The organism is Prochlorococcus marinus XMU1404, assembly GCF_017696175.1.
Classification (GTDB): Bacteria; Cyanobacteriota; Cyanobacteriia; order PCC-6307; family Cyanobiaceae; genus Prochlorococcus_A; species Prochlorococcus_A marinus_X.
Genome location: NZ_JAAORE010000001.1, coordinates 148,778 through 172,514 on the forward strand (window position 1 = coordinate 148,778; position 23,737 = coordinate 172,514).

Annotated in this window: 28 protein-coding genes; 10 read left to right on the forward strand and 18 right to left on the reverse strand. The window is 31.1% G+C overall.

Annotated elements, in window-relative coordinates; all coding sequences use genetic code 11:
* Positions 1–16: 16 nt before the first annotated feature.
* Positions 17–1,195 (forward strand): nucleotidyltransferase family protein, encoded by a 1,179-nt coding sequence (locus tag HA144_RS00800; protein ID WP_209041588.1) that lies wholly within the window; start codon positions 17–19, stop codon positions 1,193–1,195.
* Here the strand turns inward: HA144_RS00800 and HA144_RS00805 are convergent.
* A complete protein-coding gene (locus HA144_RS00805; RefSeq protein WP_209041590.1) occupies positions 1,179–2,069 on the reverse strand; it encodes a methylenetetrahydrofolate reductase in 891 nt (296 codons plus the stop codon). The two genes, HA144_RS00800 and HA144_RS00805, sit on opposite strands and share 17 nt — an antisense overlap.
* A 77-nt stretch (positions 2,070–2,146) precedes the next feature.
* Here HA144_RS00805 and HA144_RS00810 point away from each other — a divergent pair, with 77 nt between their 5' ends.
* The gene (locus HA144_RS00810; protein WP_025914016.1) at positions 2,147–2,425 is read left to right on the forward strand and encodes a helix-turn-helix domain-containing protein; all 279 of its coding nucleotides are present in this window, start codon (positions 2,147–2,149) and stop codon (positions 2,423–2,425) included.
* On the opposite strand, the gene HA144_RS00815 is transcribed toward HA144_RS00810, so the two are convergent.
* The 9 genes from HA144_RS00815 to HA144_RS00855 all read right to left on the reverse strand — a co-directional run bounded on the left by HA144_RS00815 (position 2,388) and on the right by HA144_RS00855 (position 9,630).
* A complete protein-coding gene (locus HA144_RS00815) occupies positions 2,388–2,573 on the reverse strand; it encodes a hypothetical protein (protein WP_209041591.1) in 186 nt (61 codons plus the stop codon). The two genes, HA144_RS00810 and HA144_RS00815, sit on opposite strands and share 38 nt — an antisense overlap.
* Before the next feature lie 99 nt (positions 2,574–2,672).
* Positions 2,673–3,137 (reverse strand): CYTH domain-containing protein, encoded by a 465-nt coding sequence (locus tag HA144_RS00820; RefSeq protein ID WP_209041593.1) that lies wholly within the window; start codon positions 3,135–3,137, stop codon positions 2,673–2,675.
* Entirely contained in the window at positions 3,138–4,049 is a 912-nt protein-coding gene (locus HA144_RS00825) for an NAD(+) kinase (protein WP_209041595.1), read from the reverse strand.
* Positions 4,050–4,058: 9 nt separating this feature from the next.
* Positions 4,059–4,379 carry an NADH-quinone oxidoreductase subunit NuoK gene (nuoK, locus tag HA144_RS00830; RefSeq protein WP_032526545.1) on the reverse strand — a complete coding sequence of 107 codons (321 nt, stop codon included), beginning with the start codon at positions 4,377–4,379 and terminating at the stop codon, positions 4,059–4,061.
* A gap of 18 nt (positions 4,380–4,397) precedes the next feature.
* Positions 4,398–4,997 carry an NADH-quinone oxidoreductase subunit J gene (locus tag HA144_RS00835; protein WP_209041597.1) on the reverse strand — a complete coding sequence of 200 codons (600 nt, stop codon included), beginning with the start codon at positions 4,995–4,997 and terminating at the stop codon, positions 4,398–4,400.
* Between the two features lie 13 nt (positions 4,998–5,010).
* On the reverse strand, positions 5,011–5,637 hold the full coding sequence (ndhI, locus tag HA144_RS00840; RefSeq protein ID WP_209041599.1) for an NAD(P)H-quinone oxidoreductase subunit I: 627 nt from the start codon (positions 5,635–5,637) through the stop codon (positions 5,011–5,013).
* A gap of 68 nt (positions 5,638–5,705) precedes the next feature.
* Positions 5,706–6,824 (reverse strand): NADH-quinone oxidoreductase subunit NuoH, encoded by a 1,119-nt coding sequence (gene nuoH / locus HA144_RS00845; protein WP_209041600.1) that lies wholly within the window; start codon positions 6,822–6,824, stop codon positions 5,706–5,708.
* 75 nt (positions 6,825–6,899) lie between these two features.
* Positions 6,900–8,045 (reverse strand): citrate synthase, encoded by a 1,146-nt coding sequence (locus HA144_RS00850; RefSeq protein WP_209041602.1) that lies wholly within the window; start codon positions 8,043–8,045, stop codon positions 6,900–6,902.
* Positions 8,046–8,169: 124 nt separating this feature from the next.
* Complete coding sequence (locus tag HA144_RS00855; RefSeq protein ID WP_209041604.1) at positions 8,170–9,630, reverse strand: hypothetical protein; 1,461 nt, start codon at positions 9,628–9,630, stop codon at positions 8,170–8,172.
* An 89-nt stretch (positions 9,631–9,719) separates the two neighbouring features.
* Here HA144_RS00855 and HA144_RS00860 point away from each other — a divergent pair, with 89 nt between their 5' ends.
* Positions 9,720–10,070, forward strand: a complete 351-nt coding sequence (locus tag HA144_RS00860) for a rhodanese-like domain-containing protein (RefSeq protein ID WP_209041606.1) — start codon at positions 9,720–9,722, stop codon at positions 10,068–10,070.
* Here the strand turns inward: HA144_RS00860 and trpB are convergent, their stop codons facing one another.
* Positions 10,071–11,315, reverse strand: a complete 1,245-nt coding sequence (gene trpB / locus HA144_RS00865; RefSeq protein ID WP_209041608.1) for a tryptophan synthase subunit beta — start codon at positions 11,313–11,315, stop codon at positions 10,071–10,073.
* A gap of 47 nt (positions 11,316–11,362) precedes the next feature.
* Here trpB and HA144_RS00870 point away from each other — a divergent pair, with 47 nt between their 5' ends.
* The gene (locus HA144_RS00870; RefSeq protein ID WP_209041610.1) at positions 11,363–11,674 is read left to right on the forward strand and encodes a translation initiation factor SUI1; all 312 of its coding nucleotides are present in this window, start codon (positions 11,363–11,365) and stop codon (positions 11,672–11,674) included.
* 30 nt (positions 11,675–11,704) lie between these two features.
* Complete coding sequence (cysC, locus tag HA144_RS00875) at positions 11,705–12,340, forward strand: adenylyl-sulfate kinase (RefSeq protein ID WP_245152786.1); 636 nt, start codon at positions 11,705–11,707, stop codon at positions 12,338–12,340.
* A 14-nt stretch (positions 12,341–12,354) separates the two neighbouring features.
* Here cysC and purE read toward each other — a convergent pair whose 3' ends face one another.
* Entirely contained in the window at positions 12,355–12,846 is a 492-nt protein-coding gene (gene purE / locus HA144_RS00880) for a 5-(carboxyamino)imidazole ribonucleotide mutase (protein WP_209042521.1), read from the reverse strand.
* Positions 12,847–12,980: 134 nt separating this feature from the next.
* On the opposite strand from purE, the gene bchM reads away from it, so the two are divergent.
* Complete coding sequence (bchM, locus tag HA144_RS00885) at positions 12,981–13,679, forward strand: magnesium protoporphyrin IX methyltransferase (protein WP_209041611.1); 699 nt, start codon at positions 12,981–12,983, stop codon at positions 13,677–13,679.
* 4 nt (positions 13,680–13,683) lie between these two features.
* Here bchM and HA144_RS00890 read toward each other — a convergent pair whose 3' ends face one another.
* Positions 13,684–14,412, reverse strand: coding sequence for a response regulator transcription factor (locus HA144_RS00890; protein WP_209041613.1), 729 nt, complete (start codon positions 14,410–14,412; stop codon positions 13,684–13,686).
* A 59-nt stretch (positions 14,413–14,471) separates the two neighbouring features.
* On the opposite strand from HA144_RS00890, the gene HA144_RS00895 reads away from it, so the two are divergent.
* Entirely contained in the window at positions 14,472–15,617 is a 1,146-nt protein-coding gene (locus HA144_RS00895) for a cysteine desulfurase family protein (RefSeq protein WP_209041615.1), read from the forward strand.
* Positions 15,618–15,631: 14 nt separating this feature from the next.
* Here the strand turns inward: HA144_RS00895 and rsmH are convergent, their stop codons facing one another.
* Positions 15,632–16,534, reverse strand: a complete 903-nt coding sequence (gene rsmH, locus HA144_RS00900) for a 16S rRNA (cytosine(1402)-N(4))-methyltransferase RsmH (RefSeq protein WP_209041617.1) — start codon at positions 16,532–16,534, stop codon at positions 15,632–15,634.
* 38 nt (positions 16,535–16,572) lie between these two features.
* Here rsmH and HA144_RS00905 point away from each other — a divergent pair, with 38 nt between their 5' ends.
* Entirely contained in the window at positions 16,573–17,760 is a 1,188-nt protein-coding gene (locus HA144_RS00905) for an NAD(P)H-quinone oxidoreductase subunit H (protein WP_032519718.1), read from the forward strand.
* Positions 17,761–17,769: 9 nt separating this feature from the next.
* Entirely contained in the window at positions 17,770–18,222 is a 453-nt protein-coding gene (locus HA144_RS00910; RefSeq protein ID WP_209041619.1) for an acyl-CoA thioesterase, read from the forward strand.
* Between the two features lies 1 nt (position 18,223).
* Here HA144_RS00910 and HA144_RS00915 read toward each other — a convergent pair whose 3' ends face one another.
* Genes HA144_RS00915 through menA form a run of 3 tightly spaced genes read right to left on the reverse strand, consistent with a single transcriptional unit; the run spans position 18,224 to position 21,302 of the window.
* The gene (locus HA144_RS00915; protein ID WP_245152787.1) at positions 18,224–19,426 is read right to left on the reverse strand and encodes an AMP-binding protein; all 1,203 of its coding nucleotides are present in this window, start codon (positions 19,424–19,426) and stop codon (positions 18,224–18,226) included.
* Positions 19,423–20,388: an o-succinylbenzoate synthase gene (locus HA144_RS00920; protein WP_209041623.1), complete on the reverse strand. Its 966-nt coding sequence runs from the start codon at positions 20,386–20,388 to the stop codon at positions 19,423–19,425. The genes HA144_RS00915 and HA144_RS00920 overlap by 4 nt, the downstream gene beginning before the upstream one ends.
* Positions 20,385–21,302 (reverse strand): 2-carboxy-1,4-naphthoquinone phytyltransferase, encoded by a 918-nt coding sequence (menA, locus tag HA144_RS00925; RefSeq protein WP_209041625.1) that lies wholly within the window; start codon positions 21,300–21,302, stop codon positions 20,385–20,387. The genes HA144_RS00920 and menA overlap by 4 nt, the downstream gene beginning before the upstream one ends.
* 101 nt (positions 21,303–21,403) lie before the next feature.
* On the opposite strand from menA, the gene HA144_RS00930 reads away from it, so the two are divergent.
* A complete protein-coding gene (locus tag HA144_RS00930; protein ID WP_209041627.1) occupies positions 21,404–22,816 on the forward strand; it encodes a chorismate-binding protein in 1,413 nt (470 codons plus the stop codon).
* On the opposite strand, the gene gshB is transcribed toward HA144_RS00930, so the two are convergent.
* Positions 22,809–23,732 (reverse strand): glutathione synthase, encoded by a 924-nt coding sequence (gshB, locus tag HA144_RS00935; protein ID WP_209041629.1) that lies wholly within the window; start codon positions 23,730–23,732, stop codon positions 22,809–22,811. The two genes, HA144_RS00930 and gshB, sit on opposite strands and share 8 nt — an antisense overlap.
* Positions 23,733–23,737: the final 5 nt, after the last annotated feature.

Below are 23,737 nucleotides of genomic sequence, written 5' to 3' on the forward strand. Positions count from 1 at the left end.
AAGAGGTTTTGAATTCATGAAGGCAATGATACTTGCAGCAGGTAAAGGTACACGTGTTCAGCCCATAACTCATATTATTCCAAAACCTATGATACCGATTTTACAAAAACCTGTAATGGAGTTTCTTTTAGAACTTTTAAAAGAGCATGGCTTTAAAGAAATAATGGTTAATGTTTCACATCTCGCTGAAGAAATTGAAAATTACTTTCGGGATGGTCAAAGATTTGGTGTGGAGATAGCATATAGTTTCGAGGGTAGAATTGAAGATGGAGAATTAATTGGAGATGCTTTAGGTTCAGCAGGCGGATTAAAAAAAATTCAAGATTTTCAAAATTTTTTTGATGAAACTTTTGTTGTACTCTGTGGAGATGCTTTAGTTGATTTAGATTTGACAGAAGCGGTTAAGAAACATAAGGAAAAGGGTGCAATTGCGAGTTTAGTAACAAAAACAGTAACTAGAGATCAAGTATCAAGTTATGGCGTAGTTGTCTCGGATAGCAATGGGAGAATAAAGGCTTTTCAAGAAAAGCCATCTGTAGATAAAGCTTTAGGTGACTCTATAAATACAGGTATTTACCTTTTTGAACCTGAAATTTTTAATTACATACCATCTGGTGAAAAATTTGATATTGGTGCTGATCTTTTTCCTAAACTTGTTGAAATGGATTTACCATTTTTTGCGCTTCCAATGGACTTCGAATGGGTAGATATTGGAAAAGTTCCTGATTATTGGAGTGCTATTCGTAATGTATTACTAGGTAAGGTAAGACAAGTTGAGATACCTGGTAAAGAAATCAAACCTGGAGTTTTTACGGGATTAAATGTTGCTGCTAATTGGGATTCAGTTGATATTACTGGGCCAGTATACATAGGTGGAATGACAAGAATAGAAGATGGGGCAACAATTATTGGACCTGCAATGATTGGCCCCAGTTGTTGCATTTCAGAAGGTGCAACAATTGATAATTCAATTATTTTCGATTATTCCAAAATCGGTAAGGGTGTCCGACTTGTAGATAAGTTAGTATTTGGCCGTTACTGCGTGGGAAAAAATGGAGATCACTTTGACTTGCAAGATGCATCTTTAGATTGGTTGATAACAGATTCTAGAAGATCTGATATGACCGAGCCATCTCCTCAGCAGAAGGCAATGGCAGAATTATTAGGTACTGATTTGATTAATATTCCAGACTAAGATCAGCTTTTGTAAGAATCTCAGGGATTAAGTGCTCGGACTTAACTGCCATTAAATGAATCCCATTCGCTATTTTAAAAAAGTCTTGAGCTTGTTCAGCTGCAATTTGAATACCCTCTTCTAAGGGGTTTTTGGCATTTTTGAGACGATTTAATATATTTTCAGGAATGTTTGCACCAGGGACGTATTTGTTTATAAAAAGAGCATTTTTGTAAGACTTTAATAAAAATACACCTGCAATTACAGGAATCTCTAAGGGTTCTGCTATTTTTTCGCAAAAATCTATTAAGTTTTCTTTTTCCATAACCATTTGAGTTTGTATAAATTGAGCTCCAGCCTCTTTCTTCTTTCTTATTCTATTTTCTAAACTTCTTTGATTGTTGCAACTTGGATCTGCTGCAGCTCCCGCATATATAAATGTTTTTTTATCGGGAAGTTCCCCAAAAGTAGGATCAATTCCTTTATTGAAGGCCTGAATTTGTTGTAGCAATCTTACTGACTCAAATTGGTGTACTGCTTTTGCATCTTTTTGATCCCCAGCTTTTACTGAATCACCGGTAATACATAAGATGTTTTTAATTCCTAAAGCATTTGCTCCTAGAATGTCTGATTGTAAAGCAATTTTATTACGATCTCTGCAAGATATTTGCATTACTGGTTCTATCCCATTTTCCAGTAATAGTTTGGACATTGCCAAGCTGCACATTCTCATTACAGCCCTGCTTCCGTCTGTAATGTTAACAGCATGTACCTTATCTTTCAAAAGTTGTGCTATCTTAAGAGATCTTATGGGGTCTCCACCTCTAGGGGGCATTAACTCTGCCGTAATTACCTTGGATTTTTTTTCTAAAGTCTTCTGAAGTTTTGATTTCAATTGCTTTTGTTTCCTAATTGGTTAACAAGTGTAGTGAGATTGCTAAACTTAATTAATATAAAAAAGGAACTGTTTAAATGCAAATGGTTGAAGAAGAAGTAAACAACATTGACATGATGGGCCTCTCAACAAGAGAGATGGAAATCATTGATCTCGTGGCTGATGGGCTTACAAATCAAGAAATTGCTGTAAAATTAACTATTAGTAAAAGAACTGTTGATAATCATGTAAGTAATATGTTTACAAAAACGGGTTCAAAAAATAGAGTAGCACTCTTAAATTGGGCAATGGATAATGGAAAGATTTGCAGAGATGGATTTAATTGTTGTTCTCTACCAGATTCTGATCAGGATTAGTACTGTTTAAATTTTTCTTATCGTTAGCTAAATTCATCAAACAATAATTTGTAGAACCTAATTCGAAGAGTTCAGCATATGCAATACATGCATCTTTGTCTGAATCAACAAATCTCAATATTCCTTCTTTGTCGTAAAGACCATACATTTGAAGAAGATAAGATTACTATATTAAACATAAAGAAAATATAAAGGATGAGTGGCTCGTTTGACTAGTTACTTTTGAAATTTGTCAAAAATAATCTTCTTACCATTCTGAAAAAGGTTTGTTAGAAAGACTAAAATTGGAATAATGAGTTAGCCCAGTAATTTCTTTTGATATGAAAGATGGAAGAATTAAATTTTCCTCTTCATTGGAAAGTTCAGTTTCTGCAATTTCAAGTGGATAATTATTTTCTTTAAAGCAATCTATTATCCAAGATTTATTCTCAACTTCTAAAAAGAATCTTTCTTTTTTAATAGTATTTGAAAGATTTGCCATTATGGTTTCACCATCTTTTGGTGGAATGGAGTATTCAAATTCAAAGTTAGTAAAGCTTTCGATATATTTTTTGAGTGCAAGTTTATAGTCTTTGCCTGTGAACCTTATTCTTATAATCCAATCATTTAAACTTTTTGATAAGTATCCTTGTTCAATAAAGATTTTTTTTGTGATAAATTTTTTCCAGTTATCATTTTTTATCAGAAATCTTCTTTCTATTTCTAAGGCCATTTAATTTTTTGAATTTTTTAAAGATAAATCGCCTTTCCAATCTAATTTTTTTATTAAAGTATTGTAATAGTTAGCGCTTCTTTTAAACTTTATTATTTTGCAGGGTGATCCCCCTTTTTTGATTTCGCAATAATAATTTTCCTTTATAGTCATACATTTTGAACCGTCTCTCCATAATTTAATTTCCCCTTTACTTTTTTTTACTGGTTTAATGATTACCTTACTTGTATTAGGTATGACTATTGGTCTACTAGCTAAACTCATTGGGCATATAGGGTTAATTATCATCGCATCTATACTGGGATGAACTATAGGACCACCCGCAGCCATTGAGTATGCAGTTGAACCGGTAGATGTAGATATAATCAATCCATCTCCTTTATATTCATTGACCTTCTCATTATCGATTTCAATTTGTATTTGGTTGGTAGGAGAGATATCCTCTTCAACTGATTTAAAATAAAAATCATTTAATGCGTCATATCTTTTTATAATTTTTTTTTCAGTACTTTTTCCACTAATACAAACATCACAATTTAATCTATTCCGAAATTCAATAATATATTCTTCGTTTTCAAGAATTTTAATAAAAGATTTGTCAAATAAAAAATCTTTTTCTTGCGTAAGAAAGCCCAAATTACCACCAATATTAATGCTCAATAAAGGAATATCATGAGCCGTTAATGCATTTGCACATTTTAAGAAGGTTCCATCACCACCAAGGACGATTCCAATGTTTGGTTGAAATTCTAAATTACACAGATATTGTTCAATTTGACCTTTATTAAAATCGCTTTCAATTCTTATCGATTTAATATTTTTGGCTTTGAGGACTTTTTCACAGAATTTAGATGCTTCTAAAGCTGAAGAACTATTTGAACGATATATGATGAGCACTAATGAAAGTTTCATTTAATGCTTTTACCATTTTAATAAATTAAAGCTTTCCATATCTACAGTAACCCTATTCCTGTAAAGCGATAATAATATCGCTAATCCAACGGCTGCTTCTGCTGCAGCAACAGTAATCACAAAAATTGTAAAAACTTGTCCTTGAATTAAATTATTATCGATATAGGAAGAAAAAGTCATCAAGTTTATATTCACAGCATTAAGCATTAATTCAATGCTCATAAGAACTCTGACTGCATTTCTGCTATTTAATAATCCCCAAATACCAATGCAAAATAGTACTGAAGAGACTATCAAAAAAGCTTGAATGGGAATTGATTCTAAATTCATAAGAAGAAAGGTGAAAGGTTAATTTTTATTTGTAAGTAATGGTTCTGATGATTTTTCAATTAATTCTTGATCTACAGGTAATCCTGTCGAAATGTCTTTGCTCATTACATCTCTTCTGGCTAAAACAATAGCCCCAATCATTGCCATTAAAAGTAAAACTGAAGCTACTTCAAATGGGAGTAAATAATCACTAAAAAGATGCTCACCAATTCTAATAGTTGATTCTTCCCCTATAGAGTTTAGAGGACTTGATAATCTCCATACATTGGTTAAGTCAACTCGTATTAAAAGACTTAGTAAGGTTAGACATATCGATGTTGATATGATTCTTCTTGATTTAATGTCATTGATGGGCTTTAAATCTTCTTTTTTATTGACTAACATTATTGCAAAAATTATTAATACATTTACTGCACCCACATAAACTAAAACTTGAGCTGCAGCAACAAAACTTGCATTTAAAAGAAGATATAATCCTGCCACACTCATGAAAACTCCCCCAAGAAGAAAAGCTGAATAGACAATACTTTCGAGCAGTACAACACCAAGTGCGCCAATAAGGATGACTAAAGATAGAAGTGCAAAACAAATAAATTGTGTTGTTATCGCAATGGACATATATTAATGGAAATTAATTAGTTGGATTAGAAATTTTATCTTTATTTTCATTGAATTCAGGTTTCATCCAATCATAGACTTCTTCAGGCAATTTACCAACTCTAGTATCTGAAGCGGGGATATCGTGAGGGTCCATGACACCTTTGGGAAGATAGGCAAGTTCTCTAAGAGTTTTAACTGATGGATCTGTTGTGACGTTTGTAGGTAATCTACCAAGTGCGACATTATCAAAATTTAAATTGTGTCTATCGAAAGTAGCTAATTCATATTCTTCTGTCATTGATAGACAATTAGTTGGGCAATATTCAACACAATTTCCACAAAATATGCAAACTCCGAAATCTATTGAATAATTTCTTAGTTCCTTTTTTTTGGTTTCTTTATTCATTACCCAATCAACTACTGGTAGATTGATGGGACATACTCTCACACAAACTTCACAAGCAATACATTTATCGAATTCATAATGTATCCTTCCTCTATATCTTTCAGAAGGTATCAATTTCTCATATGGATATTGGACAGTAACAGGTCTTCTTCTTAGGTGATCAAAAGTTACTGAAAAGCCATTGTATAGATATTTGCCAGCATTAAATGCTTCTTTTATATAGCTATTTATTTGTTGAAGGAAATTTTTCATTTTGAAGAATTTACTTTGTTATTTTATTTTAGTGGATAAATTTTAAATTTAAGTATTTTTACTTAAATTTAACCACCAAAGAACTGCGGAAAAGCAAGTTTCAATCCTGCAGTTATCAAAAGGTTAGCAAGAGAAATTGGAAGAAGAAACTTCCATCCTAGATCTAAAAGTTGATCTATTCTTACTCTAGGAGTTGTCCAACGTAATAATATTGCAATGAAAACTAAAAGATATGCTTTTAATACAGTCATTACAATCCCTATTGATGCAGTAAAAACCTGTATTAATGGAGCATTAATGGGCAAATTAAGAAATTTAGCTATTAATTCAACTGGAATAGGAAAACCCCATCCTCCCAAATAAAGTATTGATACCAATAATGCTGAAAGTATTAAATTAATGTAACTACCAAGGTAGAACAATGCGAATTTCATTCCTGCATATTCAGTTTGATATCCTGCAACTAATTCTTCTTCAGCTTCAGGTAAGTCAAATGGAAGTCTTTCACATTCGGCGAGAGCACAAATCCAAAAAACTATGAAGCCAACTGGTTGTCTCCAAATATTCCAACTTAGGATTCCAGTACTACTTTGTTGGTTAACAATGTCTATCGTACTTAGCGAATTTGTCATTAGTACGATAGCCAGTACAGACAAAGCTAAAGGGATTTCATAACTTATTGATTGAGCGGCTGCTCTTAATCCTCCTAATAATGAATATTTATTATTTGAGGCATATCCGCTCATAAGAAGTCCAATTGGCTGGATACTGCTTAAAGCGATCCATAGGAAAATTCCAATACCAACGTTACTTATTAAAAGATTTTGTCCAAAAGGAACAATTAACCAAGAGAGAATTACTGGGACAAGAACTAATATAGGTCCTGCAGTAAAGAGAATTCCATCAGCTTTAGCAGGAATAATATCCTCTTTAACAAGTAACTTAAGACCATCTGCAATTGGTTGGAGGACGCCTAGCGCTCCTGCATATTCGGGCCCTATTCTTTGTTGAGCAGCAGCAGATATTTTTCTTTCAAGCCAAACTGTTACTAAAACTCCAACAACTGCTGATACTAAAACCAAAAGCATAGGTAGAGGTAGCCAAATAATATGAGCGATTTCACTAGAAAGGCCAAAACCTTTTAAGAATTCATTAAAGCTATATTCGAGATCTAATCCGTATTCCAAAATTTTTATGTTATTTACTTAATACATTAACTCTTCACAAACAATATGTGTGTTTTTTATGAAAAGCTGCAAATATTATTCTCTATTTTCAAGGCTGATCCATTCTCTTGGCGCTGAACCAGTATATATTTGTGATGGTCTAAAAATTCTATTTGCTCCAAGTTGCTCTCTCCAATGAGCCAACCAACCAGCAACTCTGGAGATGGCAAAAATCGGAGTAAATAAATCACGAGGAATACCAAGTTTCCGATAAACAAGACCAGAATAAAAGTCGACATTAGGGAATATACCCTTGGGGCCAAGTCTTGGTATTGCTTCTGATTCCAATGATTTAGCAACTTCATACATTTCATCTGCTCCAAATCTTATAAAAAGTTCTTCTGCCAGTTTTTGAAGAATAATTGCTCTTGGATCTTTGACTTTGTATTCTCTATGACCGAAGCCCATGATCTTACTTTTATTTTTTATCGCGTTATCCAAAAAAGAACCCGCATTTTCTGGATTTTTGATTTCTTCTAACATTGCAATTACATCTTCATTAGCTCCTCCATGAAGCGGGCCAGCTAATGTTCCTACTGCAGATGCGATGACAGCATATGGGTCTGTAAGAGTGCTTGCAGTCACTCTAGCGCTAAATGTACTGGCGTTTAAACTATGTTCTGCATGCAGAATTAAACACCTATCAAAAACTTTTGCAGCTATAGGATCTTGTTCTTTTTCAGTAAGCATGTAAAGAAAATTTGATGAGTACGTTAAATCATCTCGAGGTTGAATAGGATCTTGTCCCTTTCTAATAAGTTGAAAGGCAGCAATCATAGTTGGTATTTTTGCTATTAGTCTTATTACTGCGTTGTAGATGTAATTAGGATCATCTATTGCTCTACGTGAATAGAAAAGTCCCAAAGAAGCTGCACTAGATTGAAGAGCATCCATAGGATGACCTGTAGCTGGGAAACATTTCATCATATCTCTGACTCTAAAACTTAATCTTCGATGCATCTGAACTTCTTGTTCAAAATCTCTTAGTTGAATGGCTGTGGGCAATTCACCCCAAATCAATAGGTAAGCAGTTTCTAAAAAACTGCTTTTTTTGGATAGTTCCTCAATGGAGTAGCCTCTGTACAATAATTTACCTTTGTTGCCGTCAATATCACAGATAGATGAATTAGTTACTGGGACACCTTCTAATCCTGGTTTTAAAATTAGTTTGTTGCTATCCAATTGCTTAATTCAATATCAAATACTTATAGATTAAAGATAGTCAAATAATTTTTAATTAACCACAACTTATTAACTTCACGAAAATCTAAATTGATTGTCTTTGAAGCTTGTTTTGATAACCATATTAAAGTACTTTGAATCTTCTTTCTGTATAAAGAATTGGATTTTTTTCAGGAATAGATTGCTTTATGATTTCTAGAGATTCTTCATTTGATATTTTTAAAAAATTTCTAACAAGAAAATTAAGATCTTCCAAATCGGAAAAATATTCAATTTTGTTGGAATTTCCATCTTTGATATGAACTGTTGCATAAAGGAAAGCGGATTTATCTTTATTATTTTTTAGGTTAAAAAATTTTTTTGAGATTGTTTCTAGTTTTTTACTATCAATTAAATGATTACTTATGATTTGTAAACCTCCTGATTCTATTGAAAAAATATTTTCATAAGTTAATTTTTTTATAACATCGTCTTTTTCCTCAAGAATATCTTTGGAATATATTGAGTAAATATCTTCATTTTGTTTCAAAGTATATTCGTTGAAATCTTTTAGTTTTTGAAAAACACTTAAATCAAATTGATCTTCAGTATTTTTTTCAAATGTAATAAGCCAATCTTTTTTAGAATTGAGAATTAAAATGTTTTGATTTGCATTTTGATTAAACTCTCCAAAAAAACTTTGTTCAAAATCATTTATTAAAGGTTTTAGATATTTGTCAAAATTTTTTATATCACTAAAAATTAAAACTTCAGGATTATTTTCATTTGTGCTATCTTCATTTATTAGCTTTTTGTAAGCAAGAATATCAAGGTTTTTTTTATTATTGAGTAGATATGATTTTAAGATTATATATTTATTTTTTAAGTCAAATGTTGTAGCTACAACATCCTCATTTTTCTGAGTAAAAATTTCTTTATTAAAAAATATACTTTCTCCAAAATTTTTTGTAAAAAGTATATTTTTTTGGTGTTTTAGTCCAGAAAGCTCACTCTCATATTCAAATTTTTTTTCTTTGAAATCATTACTTTGGTTAATACTATTTTTGATTAATTTTTTATCTGATGAAGCAATAATATAGTTATCCTTGGTCCGATATATAAAGTTAATTAAATTTAGTTTATTTTCTCTATTCACTGAAATTATCTGATCAATCTGATCAATTTTATTAGGTAAATTTAATAAATCATCTATTGTTTTTTCTGGCTTAATTTTAAAAACAATCAAAATATCATCTTTAAGGTTTTTATTATTCTCAAAAGTTGAGATTATAATTTCATTATTATAGATATCTTCTAATTTATTGTTGCCTAGATCTATACCTAAGTAATTTAATATAGAATCTTTTATTAAAAAAAAGTTATCTTGATTTCTTTGATTTTTATCTTTTTCATTATTGTTAACAATATTAAAACTATCTAAATTTGAAATAAATAATAATTTATTGTTTTCAGGTATATATTTTAAGATATTGAGTTTCTCAATATTTATACTTTGCTCTTTATTTTTATTAGCAGAAACTTTTTTAAAACCAAAAAAAAGTAATAAAGATAATAATATTATTATTGCTACTAATCTAAGTTTCATTATCAATGTTTATTTTTATTTTTAACAATAAATTTCTTACTGCAACTTAATTTATTAAATTGTAAATAACATATAATTTATCCTCTCAATTGGAAAATTATCCAAAATCTATAAATGCCTCCAGTCTCAGTGATTGGTTTAATTCTAAGAAAGAAGATCCAGTTTTGATTGATGTAAGAGAACAGTCAGAACTGGAAATAGCTCGTTTCTCAAAAGAATTTTTACATTTACCAATTAGTAAAGTCACATCGGAATACGTTGAAGAAATATTTTCTGGTTTATTAGACAGAGAAATTGTTGTTACCTGTCATGCAGGAATAAGAAGTTATAATTTTTGTCAATGGTGCTTAGATAATAATATTGTGAGCGAAATATGGAATTTGGAGGAGGGTATTGATGGATGGAGTAGATATATTGATCCATCAATTCCAAGGTATTGATTAAATATCTAATGAAGATGCAACAGTATTAACATCTTTGTCACCTCTTCCAGAGCAGTTGATAACTATATGAGTATCTTTTTCAAGAGTAGGACATAATTTATCCAACCAAGCAAAAGCATGGGAAGTTTCGAGTGCCGGAATTATTCCTTCAAGTTCACTAACAAGTCTTAAAGCATCTAAAGCCTCTTGATCTGTGACTGATCCATATTCTGCTCTCCCTATATCTTTTAAATGGCTATGTTCAGGTCCTACTCCTGGGTAATCTAAACCTGCACTTATTGAGTGAGCCTCTTGAACTTGACCATTATCATCTTGCAAAAGAAGACTCATTGATCCATGCAAAATTCCAATTGACCCTTTAGTGATAGTAGCAGCATGTTTGTCAGTATCAACTCCGCTTCCTGCGGCTTCAACTCCAATAAGTCGTACAGAATTTTCTTTAACGAAAGGGTGGAAAAGACCCATTGCATTTGATCCCCCACCTACACAAGCAAGTAAAATATCGGGTAAAGATCCAAATGATTCCAGACATTGTTTTTTAGTTTCTTCTCCTATAACTGCATGAAAATCTCTCACAATCTTTGGGAAAGGGTGTGGACCTGCAACAGATCCTAAAATGTAGTGTGTGGTTTCGACATTAGAAACCCAATCTCTAATTGCTTCACTAGTAGCATCCTTAAGTGTTGCAGTTCCTGAATTTACAATTTTAACTTCAGCTCCTAGAAGTTTCATTCTGAAGACGTTGAGGGATTGCCTTTTTATGTCTTCAGCACCCATATAAATAATACATTTTAAGCCAAATCTCGCACAAACAGTAGCCGTAGCAACTCCATGCTGACCTGCTCCGGTTTCTGCAATTATTCTTTTTTTGCCCATTCTTATTGCTAATAAAGCTTGTCCAAGGGCATTATTAATTTTGTGAGCACCTGTATGATTTAAATCTTCTCTTTTAAGCCAGATTCTTGGAATTGCTTTTTTAGTTTTGTAATGTTCAGTAAGTCTTTTGGCTTCATAAAGTGGTGTTTCTCTGCCTACATAAGTCTTAAGAAGATGATTTAATTCTTTTACAAAAAGTTTATCTTTCCATGCATTTGATGCGGCTGTTTCAAGCTCAAAAAGAGCAGGCATTAGCGTTTCAGGAACATATTGACCACCATATTTTCCAAATCTCCCCTCTTTGGAGGGTTGATTTAAATCGTCATTTCTATAATTTTGATCTTTGCGAGAAAATGTACTTACCACTTTTTTATAGAATAAGTATTAACTAACTATAGATTATATTTAAAATAATGGGAAAAAAGAATTGGATAGAATTTGACAATCAAGAAAAAAAATCTGAAGAAACAGCTAAATTAGATACTTTTAACAAAAGATCAAAAATAAATATTTCAAAACAAAAAAAAGGTAAAAAGGGTAAGACTATCACTTTAATTAGAGGGTTAGGAACTGAGGATGAGATCTTATTAAAAGAATTACTAAAAAAAATTAAAGTTTTTTGTGGTACTGGAGGAACATTGATTGATAGTAATATCCAGTTACAGGGTGATATGGTATTGAAATCAATTGAGTTTCTTCGTAAAGAGGGATTTCATAATTTATGAAGCAAGGGTTAGGATAGGTTTTTAATTTTGATGATTCAAACAATGAAAGAGCAAGATCAAACAAAGTCAACCAATATAAAATGGCACAATTTAACTATTGATAGAGAAAAGTTAGAGAAAATGAGAGGTCATAAAGGTATGGTTATCTGGTTTACAGGTTTATCTGGCTCTGGTAAAAGTACTTTAGCCAATGCTTTAAATGAATTTTTACACTTAGATGGGTTTTCGACTTACGTGTTGGATGGAGATAATATTAGACATGGTTTATGTAAAGATCTTGGTTTTTCGGATGAAGATAGAGAAGAAAATATAAGAAGAATTGGGGAAGTTGCCAATTTATTTATGAATGCTGGAATAATAACTATTACAGCATTCGTTTCACCATTTATTAGCGATAGAGATAAGGTGAGACAAATTATTGGATCTAAGGATTTTATTGAAGTTTATTGTGCTGCAGATATCACAGTTTGCGAAAATAGGGATACTAAAGGTCTTTATAAGAAAGCTCGTTTGGGTGAAATTTTGGAATTTACAGGGATTTCTAGTCCATATGAAGCTCCTAATAATCCAGAAATTGTTGTTGATACAGGTTCTTTAGATTTAAATGATTCCGTTGAAAAAGTTATTAACTACCTTAAAAAAGAAAACTTTCTTAAAAAGGCCTAATAGAAAATATTAGTTCATTTATTTTGAAGATAATTGTCAGCTCCAAGGGTTGATAACTTACTATTTTTAGTTCTTACCTGTGTATGAAGATTTTCTCTGAATTCTTTTAAATTTTTCTTTATTGATTCATCAAATAAACTAATAATCTCTATTGCCAATAATCCAGCATTCTTACTTCCATTAATTGCAACTGTTGCAACTGGAATCCCAGCGGGCATTTGAACAATTGATAAAAGAGAGTCAATCCCCTTGAGTGTCTTACTCTCTACTGGTACTCCAATTACAGGAATGCAAGTGATGGATGCCAGCATTCCTGGAAGATGAGCAGCACCACCAGCACCGGCAATTATTACCTTTATGTTTTCTGATTCTGCATTTTTTGCAAATTCCATCATTTCAATAGGGGTTCGATGGGCAGAAAGTATACAAACTTCAGTTTTTATTCCAAATTCTCTTAAAATGTCAATGGCAGGCTTCAATGTTTTTAAATCTGAATCACTACCCATTACGACAGCAATTCTATAAATATCTTTAGAATTCAATTCAGACAAAATAACAAATCAATTCTTTCCTATAATGGCGTGCAATTAATTTGGCGCCAGTTAGTTAGTATAAAAAGAATAAATTTTCATAGAATATTATGAAGTCAAATAGGATTATAGAAAAAAGTGAAGTTAGGGAGTATTTTAATGGTACTGGCTTTGAAAGATGGAATAAAATTTATAGCAAATCTGATGAAATTAATACAGTTCAGAAAAATATTAGGAAAGGTCATCAAAAAACTGTAGATGATGTGGTTTCATACATCAAAAATTATCCTGAACTAACAAAAAAAAGTTTTTGTGATGCAGGATGTGGTGTAGGAAGTCTTTCCATACCTTTACTAAGACTTGGTATAAAAGAACTACAGATGAGCGATATTTCTTCTGAAATGATTAAAGAAACAAAAAAACGCATTAATGCATTAGGTTTGAATCAAGGTAAAATCAAATATGAAGTCTGTGATCTGGAAAAATTAAAAGGATTATTTGATGTTGTAGTTTGTTTGGATGTATTTATTCATTATCCTCAACCAGTCGCAGAAGAAATGGTCCAACATTTATGCGATTTAAGCAAAGAAAAACTAATCGTTAGCTTTGCTCCTTATACTCCAGTGCTTGCTGTTTTAAAAAATATTGGGAAATTATTTCCTGGGCCAAGCAAAACTACAAGAGCATATACATTGAAAGAAAAGGGCATTATTAATGCTGCTAAAGAAAGAGGATTTAAAGTAGTTAAAAAGAAATTAAATCAAGCTCCTTTTTATTTTTCAAAACTAATTGAATTTGAAAAAATTTAATAATTTATTTTACTAAATGATTTTCAAGCGCATAACGAACTAATTCGGTTCGACTAGATGTACCTGTCTTTATAAAAAGTCTACTTACATATTTCTCAACATTTCTAATAGATGTTTCAAGTTGTCTTGCAATTTCCTTATTCATCAGCCCCTCTGCTACTAGTTGAAGTACACTTGCTTCTCTTGGAGTAAAACTAGGAAGATTAATTTTATTTTCTTGATTAGTCTGGTTTTGGCCTGTGAGCATAGATTTTATTTCAGTGATTTGTTTCGCCATTTTGCTTACATCAATATCTGCGAATCGTGCCGCTTCTTTTAGTAAACGATCTTGTCTGTTGATTACATTTTTAACTCTTGCAGCTAATTCATCGGGATCGAAAGGTTTGGAAATATAATCATCAACTCCTGCAAGATAACCTTCCGTTCTGTCTAGGGTCATTCCTTTCGCAGTTAGAAAAATAACTGGAGTTCCTCCTAATTTTTCATCCTCTCTAATTTTTTCTAATAAAGCATAACCGTTAGATCGGGGCATCATAACATCGCTTATTATCAAATCCGGAAAAACTGTTTGAGCTTTTTCCCAACCATCCTCTCCATCAACTGCAATAAATATTTCAAAGCCTTCATCCTCTAGAAATGTTTTAACAGCTGTTCTTAAACCAGGCTCATCATCAACTAATAAAATTCTTGATTTTCGTACTGGTTCATTATTTATTTGATTAATTTCATTCATTTTTTAAATTCTTTAATTTGATTTTCTAGTAATAAACAGAATTTTATATACTAAACATAATGCTATCAACTCCTATACTACTAGACTATCAATCTTCGACTCCTTGCTCTAAAGATGTTGTTGATTCTATGCAACCTTTTTGGAGTGAGATATTTTCTAACCCTGCAAGCAAATCTAATTTGGCCGGGATTAATGCAAGCGCTATATTGGAAGCCTCAAGAGAAAAAATAGAACAAAGTTTATTTCTTAAGAATAAAAAAGTTATTTTTACAAGCGGAGCAACAGAATCTAACAACTTAGCCTTATTAGGTTTTGCTAGAAATTACTATAAAAAAACAGGAAATTACGGACATATTATTACCTTAAAAACAGAGCATAAAGCTGTTTTGGAGCCCCTAAACCAACTAAAAAAAGAGGGATTTATGGTTACAGAAATTAATCCTCAGAAAGATGGCTTAATTTCAGAAGAACTGTTTAAAAAGAATATAAGAAAAGAGACATTTCTGGTTAGTGTCATGTTGGCAAATAACGAAATAGGAGTTATTCAGCCTTTAGAGAATATTTCAAAGATATGTAAATCGAGAGGAATAACTTTTCACTCTGATTTCGCACAATGTTTAGGTTATATCGAGTTAGACAATCTTTTATCAGATGTAAATATGATTACGATGAGTTCTCATAAAATATATGGTCCTAAAGGGATAGGACTTCTTTTGATTGATGGAGAAATTAATCTTGAACCTTTAATTGTTGGTGGAGGTCAGGAATATGGTCTCAGGTCTGGTACATTACCTCTTCCTTTAGTAGTTGGCTTTGCTAAAGCAATAGAGATAGCAGTTTTTAATCAAAAAAATAATGCTGAGAAATTACTTTTATACAGAAATAATCTTTTAGAGGGTTTGTTAGAAAATAATTCTGGTTTATTAATTAATGGCTCCATAGAAAAGAGATTACCTCACAATCTAAATTTGACTGTATTGGATTTAAACGGAGCAAAGTTTCATAAACTTTTAAAATCTAAAATAATTTGTTCTAGTGGATCTGCATGTAGTAATGGTGAACCATCTCATGTTTTATTAGCATTAGGTAGATCTTTTAAAGAAGCAGAATCTTCAATTAGGTTAAGTATTGGACTAAGCACTAATTCAGATGATATAAAACGAGCAATTTATATTCTTACAAATACGATCAAATCATTACGATAGAAATTCTTGGCTCTTTAATTTAATTGAGCAATTCTTAATTTTCCACTTCTAGCTCTTTTATTTAGTCCGACTTCTTCTTCGGAAGGAGTTATTGGCTTTTTTGTTAGGTTTTTTAGTCTTTGATCATTTTTAAAATAACTTTTAACTAACCTATCCTCCAAGGAATGAAAACTAATAATAGAAATAATTCCGCCCGGCAAAAGCCATTCAGGGACAACTTGCAAAAATTTTTCTAATACTTCAATTTCTTTATTAACTGCAATCCTTAGTGCTTGAAATGTTCTTGTTGCTGGGTGTATTTTTTTATATCTTTGTTTTGGTGGGAAGCATCCGGCAATAGAATAAGCTAACTCTTTTGTCCCAGAATATTTCCCATTTTCCTTCAAATCCATTTTTATTTTCCTGGCAATCTTTCTTGATAATCTCTCATCTCCATATTTGTAAATTAGGTTAGCTAGATCTTTTTCATTTAAAGCCTCAATTAATTTCCCTGCATCAAACTCAAGCAAAGGATTCATGCGCATATCAAGTGGACCATCTTTTTGAAAACTAAATCCTCTTTTAGGGTCATCAATTTGGTTACTATTTACTCCAAGATCTGCGATCACAAAAGAAACTTTTTCTTTTGGTACAAAATCTGCAAAATTTGAAGCCTTTATATCAATCCTATTTTTAAATTCATCAAGTTTTTTTGAAGCTGATTTTCTTGCGAATGGATCTTGGTCAAGTCCAATTATATTTAAATCCGGATATTTTCTCAACAAATGATAAGAGTGCCCGCCTCCTCCTAGAGTTGCGTCTATTCCTTTAAGTTGATTGTTATATATTAATGGGTAATGCTCTAATGAGGCCATAATCTCATCTGTCATAACTGATTTATGGTTGAAAAAAGATGAATCAGATAGGTCAGTTTGCATAACTTTCGACTAAGATTTATTTAGAAGTTAAATTTCGAATGGCTCAGCTAGAGACTAGAACAGAACCAATGGTGGTCAATTTTGGCCCTCACCATCCCTCAATGCATGGGGTTTTAAGGTTAGTTGTAACTCTTGATGGTGAGAATGTCATTGATTGTGAGCCAGTAATTGGATATTTACATAGAGGCATGGAAAAGATAGCTGAAAATAGGACAAATGTAATGTATGTCCCTTATGTAAGCAGAATGGATTATGCCGCAGGAATGTTTTATGAAGCTATTGTAGTAAATGCTCCTGAAAGATTAGCTAATATTCCAGTGCCTAAAAGAGCTAGTTACATCAGAGTACTAATGCTAGAACTTAATCGTATTGCTAATCATCTTTTATGGCTTGGCCCCTTTTTAGCAGATGTAGGAGCTCAAACTCCATTTTTCTACATTTTTAGAGAAAGAGAAATGATTTATGATCTCTGGGAAGCTGCTACTGGACAGAGGCTGATAAATAATAATTTCTTTAGGATAGGCGGTGTCGCATGTGATCTTCCATACGGATGGTTAGAAAAATGTATAGACTTTTGTGATTGGTTTGGACCTAAGATTGATGAATATGAAAAATTAATCACAAATAATCCAATTTTTAGAAAAAGAATTGAAGGTCTGGGAACAATACAAAGAGACCAGGCAATTAATTGGTCTTTGTCTGGGCCAATGCTTAGAGCTTCTGGAGTCTCCTGGGATTTAAGGAAAGTCGATAGTTATGAATGTTATGACGATTTTGATTGGCAGATTGCTTCAGAAAAAGAAGGAGATTGTTATGCGAGATATCGAGTGAGAGTCGAAGAGATGAGACAATCACTAAGCATCATTCGCCAAGCCTGTAAAATGATTCCAGGAGGTCCAACAGAAAATTTGGAAGCTCAAAGAATGGCGACTGAAGATAAGAAAAGTGAAATATTTGGTATGGACTATCAATATGTAGCTAAGAAGGTTGCTCCAACTTTTAAAATTCCTAACGGGGAATTGTATACAAGATTAGAGTCCGGTAAAGGAGAAATAGGTGTATTCATTCAAGGAAATAATGAAGTTACCCCATGGAGATTTAAAATCAGAGCTGCTGATTTAAATAATCTGCAAATATTGCCTCATATTCTTAAAGGTGCCAAAATCGCCGATATTATGGCAATTCTTGGCTCAATAGATGTCATTATGGGATCTGTTGATAGATAAGTTCTTTAAATGAAACCCGCTGACTGGTTGATATTGCAGAAGAAGGTAAGATTCGGTGATTGTGATTCTGCAGGTGTAATTCATTTTCATAACTTATTAAAATGGTCGCATGAAGCTTGGGAAGAGAGTATCGAAATTTATGGGATTCCATATCAAGATATTTTTCCAGATTTTTCTATACGTAAAAGTCAAATTATTTTTCCCATAGTAAACTGCGAAGCAAACTTTCTTGCGCCTATAAAAATTGGAGATTTCTTAAAAGTAAAAATTGCCCCTCATAAAATTAATACACATTTGTTCCAAGTAAATAGCTTTTTTATAAAAAATGGAAATAAAGTAGCAGAAGGAAAAATAATACATTGTTCTTTAGATGTTGATTCAAGAAATAAAATAGAACTTCCCGATCAGTTAGAAAGATGGATAGAGGCTTCAAATGTAAGCATAAATTTAAAAGAATGCTAAATTATTCTTTTTTAAATTTATAGTTTATTTTTTCTGCACTGGTATTTTTTTTAACAATCCACTTTTCAGGTTTTTCATGTTTAGGCCAACTTTGAGAAAATTTTTTTAATAAATTTAATGAATTTTCAATATTTTTATGATTTGTATGTTCTTTATATTCCACAATTATTTTAATTTTATTTCCCCATAATTTGTCGGACACTTTTGAAATATTGAATTTATTAATTGGGATATTTTCTTTCATAATGAAATCATTTAATCGAGATTCAATTACTTTTGGAAAAACGATTTCTCCTCCTGAATTAAAAGCGTTATCACTTCTTCCAAGAAAGTTTAAATATAAAGAATTATTTATTTGATTAATTTCACCTAAATCACCGGTTTGCCACCACCCATTTTTATTTTTGAAATTTTCAGTTTTTGAAGAGTCTTTTATTTCGATTCCAATTCTCGCTGATTTTATCTCGATTAATCCTTGTGCGTTAATTCTGATTTTTGTATCAGGTAGTATTTCTCCAACATTTTTAAAACCCATTAAGAATTCTTTTGGTTTTAAACTCGTAACCATTGCTGCTGTTTCAGTTGAGCCGTAACAAGGTGCTAATTTTATCTTTTCTTCTATACATTGTTCTGCAGTTTCCCTTGAAATTGAAGCTCCACCAACCCAAATCAGATCAAAAATTTTTAGCCAACTAATTCCATCTTTTTGAGCTAAAAGTCTTTTTAATTGGGTAGGTACTAATGATGTAATCAAGTTATTTTTGTTTTTTTTAGATTTAATTGTAAAAAGTAAAAGTTCTCGAGTTTTTTTTATTAAATTCGGAGAAATATTAATACAATCACATCCCCAAGTTTGACTTCTAAAGATTGGCATTAATCCACTTATATGGTTCAGGGGTAAAGTATTTAAAATTAAGCAGTTTTGCAGTTCAAATCCTTGCTCTATTAGCCATTGACCTGATGTAGCTGCAGATAATTTAATATTATCCAAATGGTGAAAACATTGTCTCGGTTTTCCAGAACTTCCACTACTGTTTAAGATAATTGCTGGACCATTTTCAGTAATTGAATCTAATACATCTTCGTCTTCATAAAATTTGTTTTTTACATAAATAATTTTATTCTCTTTAATTTTTTCAAGAATTTTCTCTACAGATCGAGTTTCGTTATTTTCAACTTCAATAGTATGAATTTTATTTTTCATATGAGATCCCATATCTTTTTTGCTTCATTTAAAAATAGAAACGAATTAGGGAAATTATTCATAGCTAAACCAGGAACTTTTGGAGTTGGTCCTTGTAATTGTAGAGACGATAAATGATAAAGCCATCTCTTCCCTATACCAGTTTCAAATGAGGTACTTATAGATATTAAAGCTTTTTTATTTTCTAATTCTCTTAAAAGCTTAACTGGATTTTTTTCTTGAGAAGGCCTTCGAATTTGCCAACCTTTCCAATCATCAATCAAAGTTGGAAATTTTAAAAGTGATTCGTCTAAGGCTATAGGGATTTTTTTGTTGAGTTCTGTCAGCCCATCAATATCATCAACACAGAGAGGTTGTTCTAACCAATCTATATTTTTGATATCCTTCAAAATATCAGCCCATCTATTAGCTATCTCTCTTCCCCAAGAACCATTAGCATCTATTCTTAACTTAATATTATTCCCTATTTGGCTTAAAATTTCTTCTAAAGTTGCTTCTTCCTCATGGTTATTTTTTAATGCTACTTTCCATTTTATGGTTACTGACTTTTCAATATTAGATTGTCTTTTTTTAATTTCATTTAGATCTGAAATTACATTTTCAGGATTTAACAGTATGGCTGTTTTATCAATTTCATCAAAGTAATAGTTTTCTTTAAAAATTATTCTTTCATTTATCTCAGCTAATGCAGAATTTATTGCAGATTGAATGCATGGGTGAAAAATATTTATTTGCTCAGATAAACTATTTACTTCTACATACTCAGGGATCATATCTAGTTGTTTCGCACACTTTTTTAAGTCTTCTTCTGGAAGTGGTGATACTTCTCCAAACCCAATTTTTTTATCATTGCTTGTCAATTTAATTATCCAACCCGATTTTGTAAGATAAGTGGTTTTAGAATTTTTTAATTTGGCGGGCAACTTGAATTTATAAGATTTTTTTTTAAATATTAAGTTCATTTATTAAGCAAGTAATTAAATATTAATCCTGTGATTAAGCCAACTCCATTAAGAGTTTGAAATTTTATTGCGACGAATTTAGAATTTTTTGTTGCAGAAGGTTTTCTATATGAAGATTTTAATAAATTTATAAGTCTTATTGCTTGAGGAAAACTAATCAAATAAAGGATACAAAACACTGGAATAAATCCAGTAAATATAGTTAAAAGTTGAAAAATATATATTGTAAAAATTATCCAAGGCACAAATTGAGAACCTTTTTTTGCTCCTAGGCGAACTAAAGGTGAATTTTTCCCATGCTTTTTATCTTCAGAAATTTGATGAAAATGAGAACAAAATAATACAAGAGTTGTTGCCAATGAAGGTCCTGAACCAAGTAATAAAGAAACTTTCCATGGAATATCTTCGAAGTAAATATTAGAAGGATTTAACGCAATTAAGACTGCAGAGAAGGCAAAAGGTCCAAATGCAAGCCAGCATAATGGTTCTCCTAAACCTTGATAGCCAAATCTAAAAGGAGGTCCTTGATATAAATATCCTAAGAAGCAGCAAGATGCCACCAAAATCAAAATGTTTATACTTGTTGATACTGAAATAATTGAAATTATTAATAAACCAATAACTAAAGATGTATATGCAATAAATAAAATTATTTTTTTATTTTTTACAAGATTTACAATTGAATGGAATTTAAATTCATCGATTCCTGTTTCTGCGTCGAATAAATCATTAGTTAGGTTTTCCCAAAGTAATATAAAAATTGCAGCTAAAGTAAATGCAATCAAATTATAAATTTTTACCTTTTCATATTCATTGAGTATATAAGCCCCTGTTATTAAAACCGGAAGTATGGCAACTGAATAAAGAGGCCATTTTATCGCTTGTTTCCATAATTTTTTTTTATCTTCGTCCATTTTTATTTAACTCACAAAATTTGATCATTATTAAATGTAGTTTATAAATTGAGTTACATTTTTTACTTTATTGCATGATTTTTAGTTATTTTCAATAAGTAATGAAAAATGATTTAAACTTAACAGATTTTTTAAAAGATGTATTTTCTTCTTTCGATAAGAAAGTGGAGAATTCTGGATTAGTAAGTATTTGTGTTGAGATTCCTTTTATTGATTTATTACAAGTATATAAATTGTTTATAAATAAATATCCGTTTTCGTCATTTTGGGAGGAATCTAATGGTATTTCATATATTGCTTTTGAGAAATGTAAATATGTCACTTTGGATGGTCCAAAAAGATTTGAGTTGGCAAAAGAGTTTAATTCTGAGAATTTTAAAAATTTAATTAACTTAACTAATGAATCACATAATTCTGCACTTTCAAAAATAATTTATTTATTTTCTTTTTCTGAAAACTTGAATAATAAGAATTTATCTTCTGATGTCCCTAGTATGGAAGCTATCTTACCAAAAATATTAATTATTAAAAGTAATAAGAATTGCTGGTTAAGAATCAATGGTCATGTTGAGGGTAAATCATCATTAAGAACATTAATTGAAGAAATATGGACAATTAGAAATCAAGTTATTAATTCTGGCTCAGAATTAATAAAATCATCTGGCTTAAATACTAGTTTTGATTTACCTATCATAGATGATTTCTTGCACTCCTTAGAAACTTCTAATACAAGTTTGAAAAAAGTAGTAAATAGAGGAATTCAATTAGTAGAAAAAGGTATTCTCGAAAAGATAGTTTTAGCAAATAGGATTAAAATAAAATTTAAAAATAAATTAGATTTAATAGAAATTTTAAAAAGATTAAAAAAGAATCATCCAAATACATGCAGATACGTTTGGAAAAGAAATAGTAAGGATATTTTGTTTGGAGCATCTCCAGAAAAATTATTTTCTTTTACTAAACCTAGTTTAACTTTAGAGGCTCTCGCTGGAACTATCTCTACTAATTCAAATTTTAAGAAACTCCTAAAAAGTACTAAAGACTTAAAGGAACATAATTACGTAACACAGTATTTGATTAAATGTTTAGAAGTTTCAAAAATAAAAAACTTTAAAAAAAGTGATATCAAGGTAAATTCATTTGGAGATATTTCTCATTTGCAAACACTCATTTTCTCTAAAGTTGAAAATATATGTCCTTTTGAATTGCTTAAAAACTTACATCCATCTCCGGCTGTTTGTGGTTACCCAAAAAATGCAGCATTGGATTGGATAAATACTCTTGAGTCTTTTCCTAGAGGAAATTATGCTTCTCCAATGGGTTGGGTTGATTCATCAGGAAATGCTTCATTTCTTTTAGCAATAAGAGGAGCTAGGTATGTTGAAGAAAATATTGAATTTACAGCTGGTTCAGGTATAGTTTCAGGCTCCGTTTTAGAGAAAGAAATAGATGAGATTAAATTAAAATTTGAATCTATAGTAAAACAAATATTTTTCGCTAAAAGTCCTAGATAATTTCCAATAATTTTTCAATAACTTCCTCTGAAACATTCTTATTGGATAAATTTTCTATTTCTCTTAAACCTGTTGGACTGGTTACATTAATCTCGCTAAGCATTCCATTTATTACATCAATACCTACAAAAAATAAACCCTCATCTTTGAAGTGTTGAGATAATTCTGAGCAGATACTTTTTTCTTTTTCTGTTAATAATGTTGGTTCAGCCTTTCCTCCCATCGCTAAATTACTCCTAAAATCGCCTCCTTGAGGAATCCTATTTATTGATCCAATTGCTTCACCGTTTACGATAATTATTCTTTTATCACCCTCTATGACTTCAGGAATAAATTTTTGCATCATAACGGGTAATTCTTCTTGAGAAGTGATTAATTCAATGATTGATTTAATGCCTGGATAATTTTTATTTATCCTTATAACACCTTGACCACCTTTTCCTCCAAGAGGTTTTATGACTACTTCATTATTTATATTTGCAAAATTAATAAGATCTTTTACCTTACTCGCAACTATTGTAGGTGCCATTAAGTGGCTGTATCTCAAAGCACCTAGCTTTTCATTCCATGCTCTTAACGATGAGGGTTTGTTGATTACTTTTACTCCTTTTCTTTCGGCAACTTCTAAAAGATGGGTTGCATATAAATAAGCCTCATTTACAGGAGGATCTTTTCTCATCCAAATGCAATTAAATTCGGCGACAGGTATGCAATCATTATCTTTGAAAGAAATCCACGGATTTACTTCAACTTTTACGGAAGATGCCCATACTTCATCACCTCTAGCTTCAAGGTCCTGAGGAGTACAAATCCAGATTTCAATATTTTTTTTTGATGATGCTTGCATTAAAGCAGCAGTTGAATCTTTTAAGGGATTTATATTTTTTATTGGATCTATTACAAATAGAAATTTCATAAGAT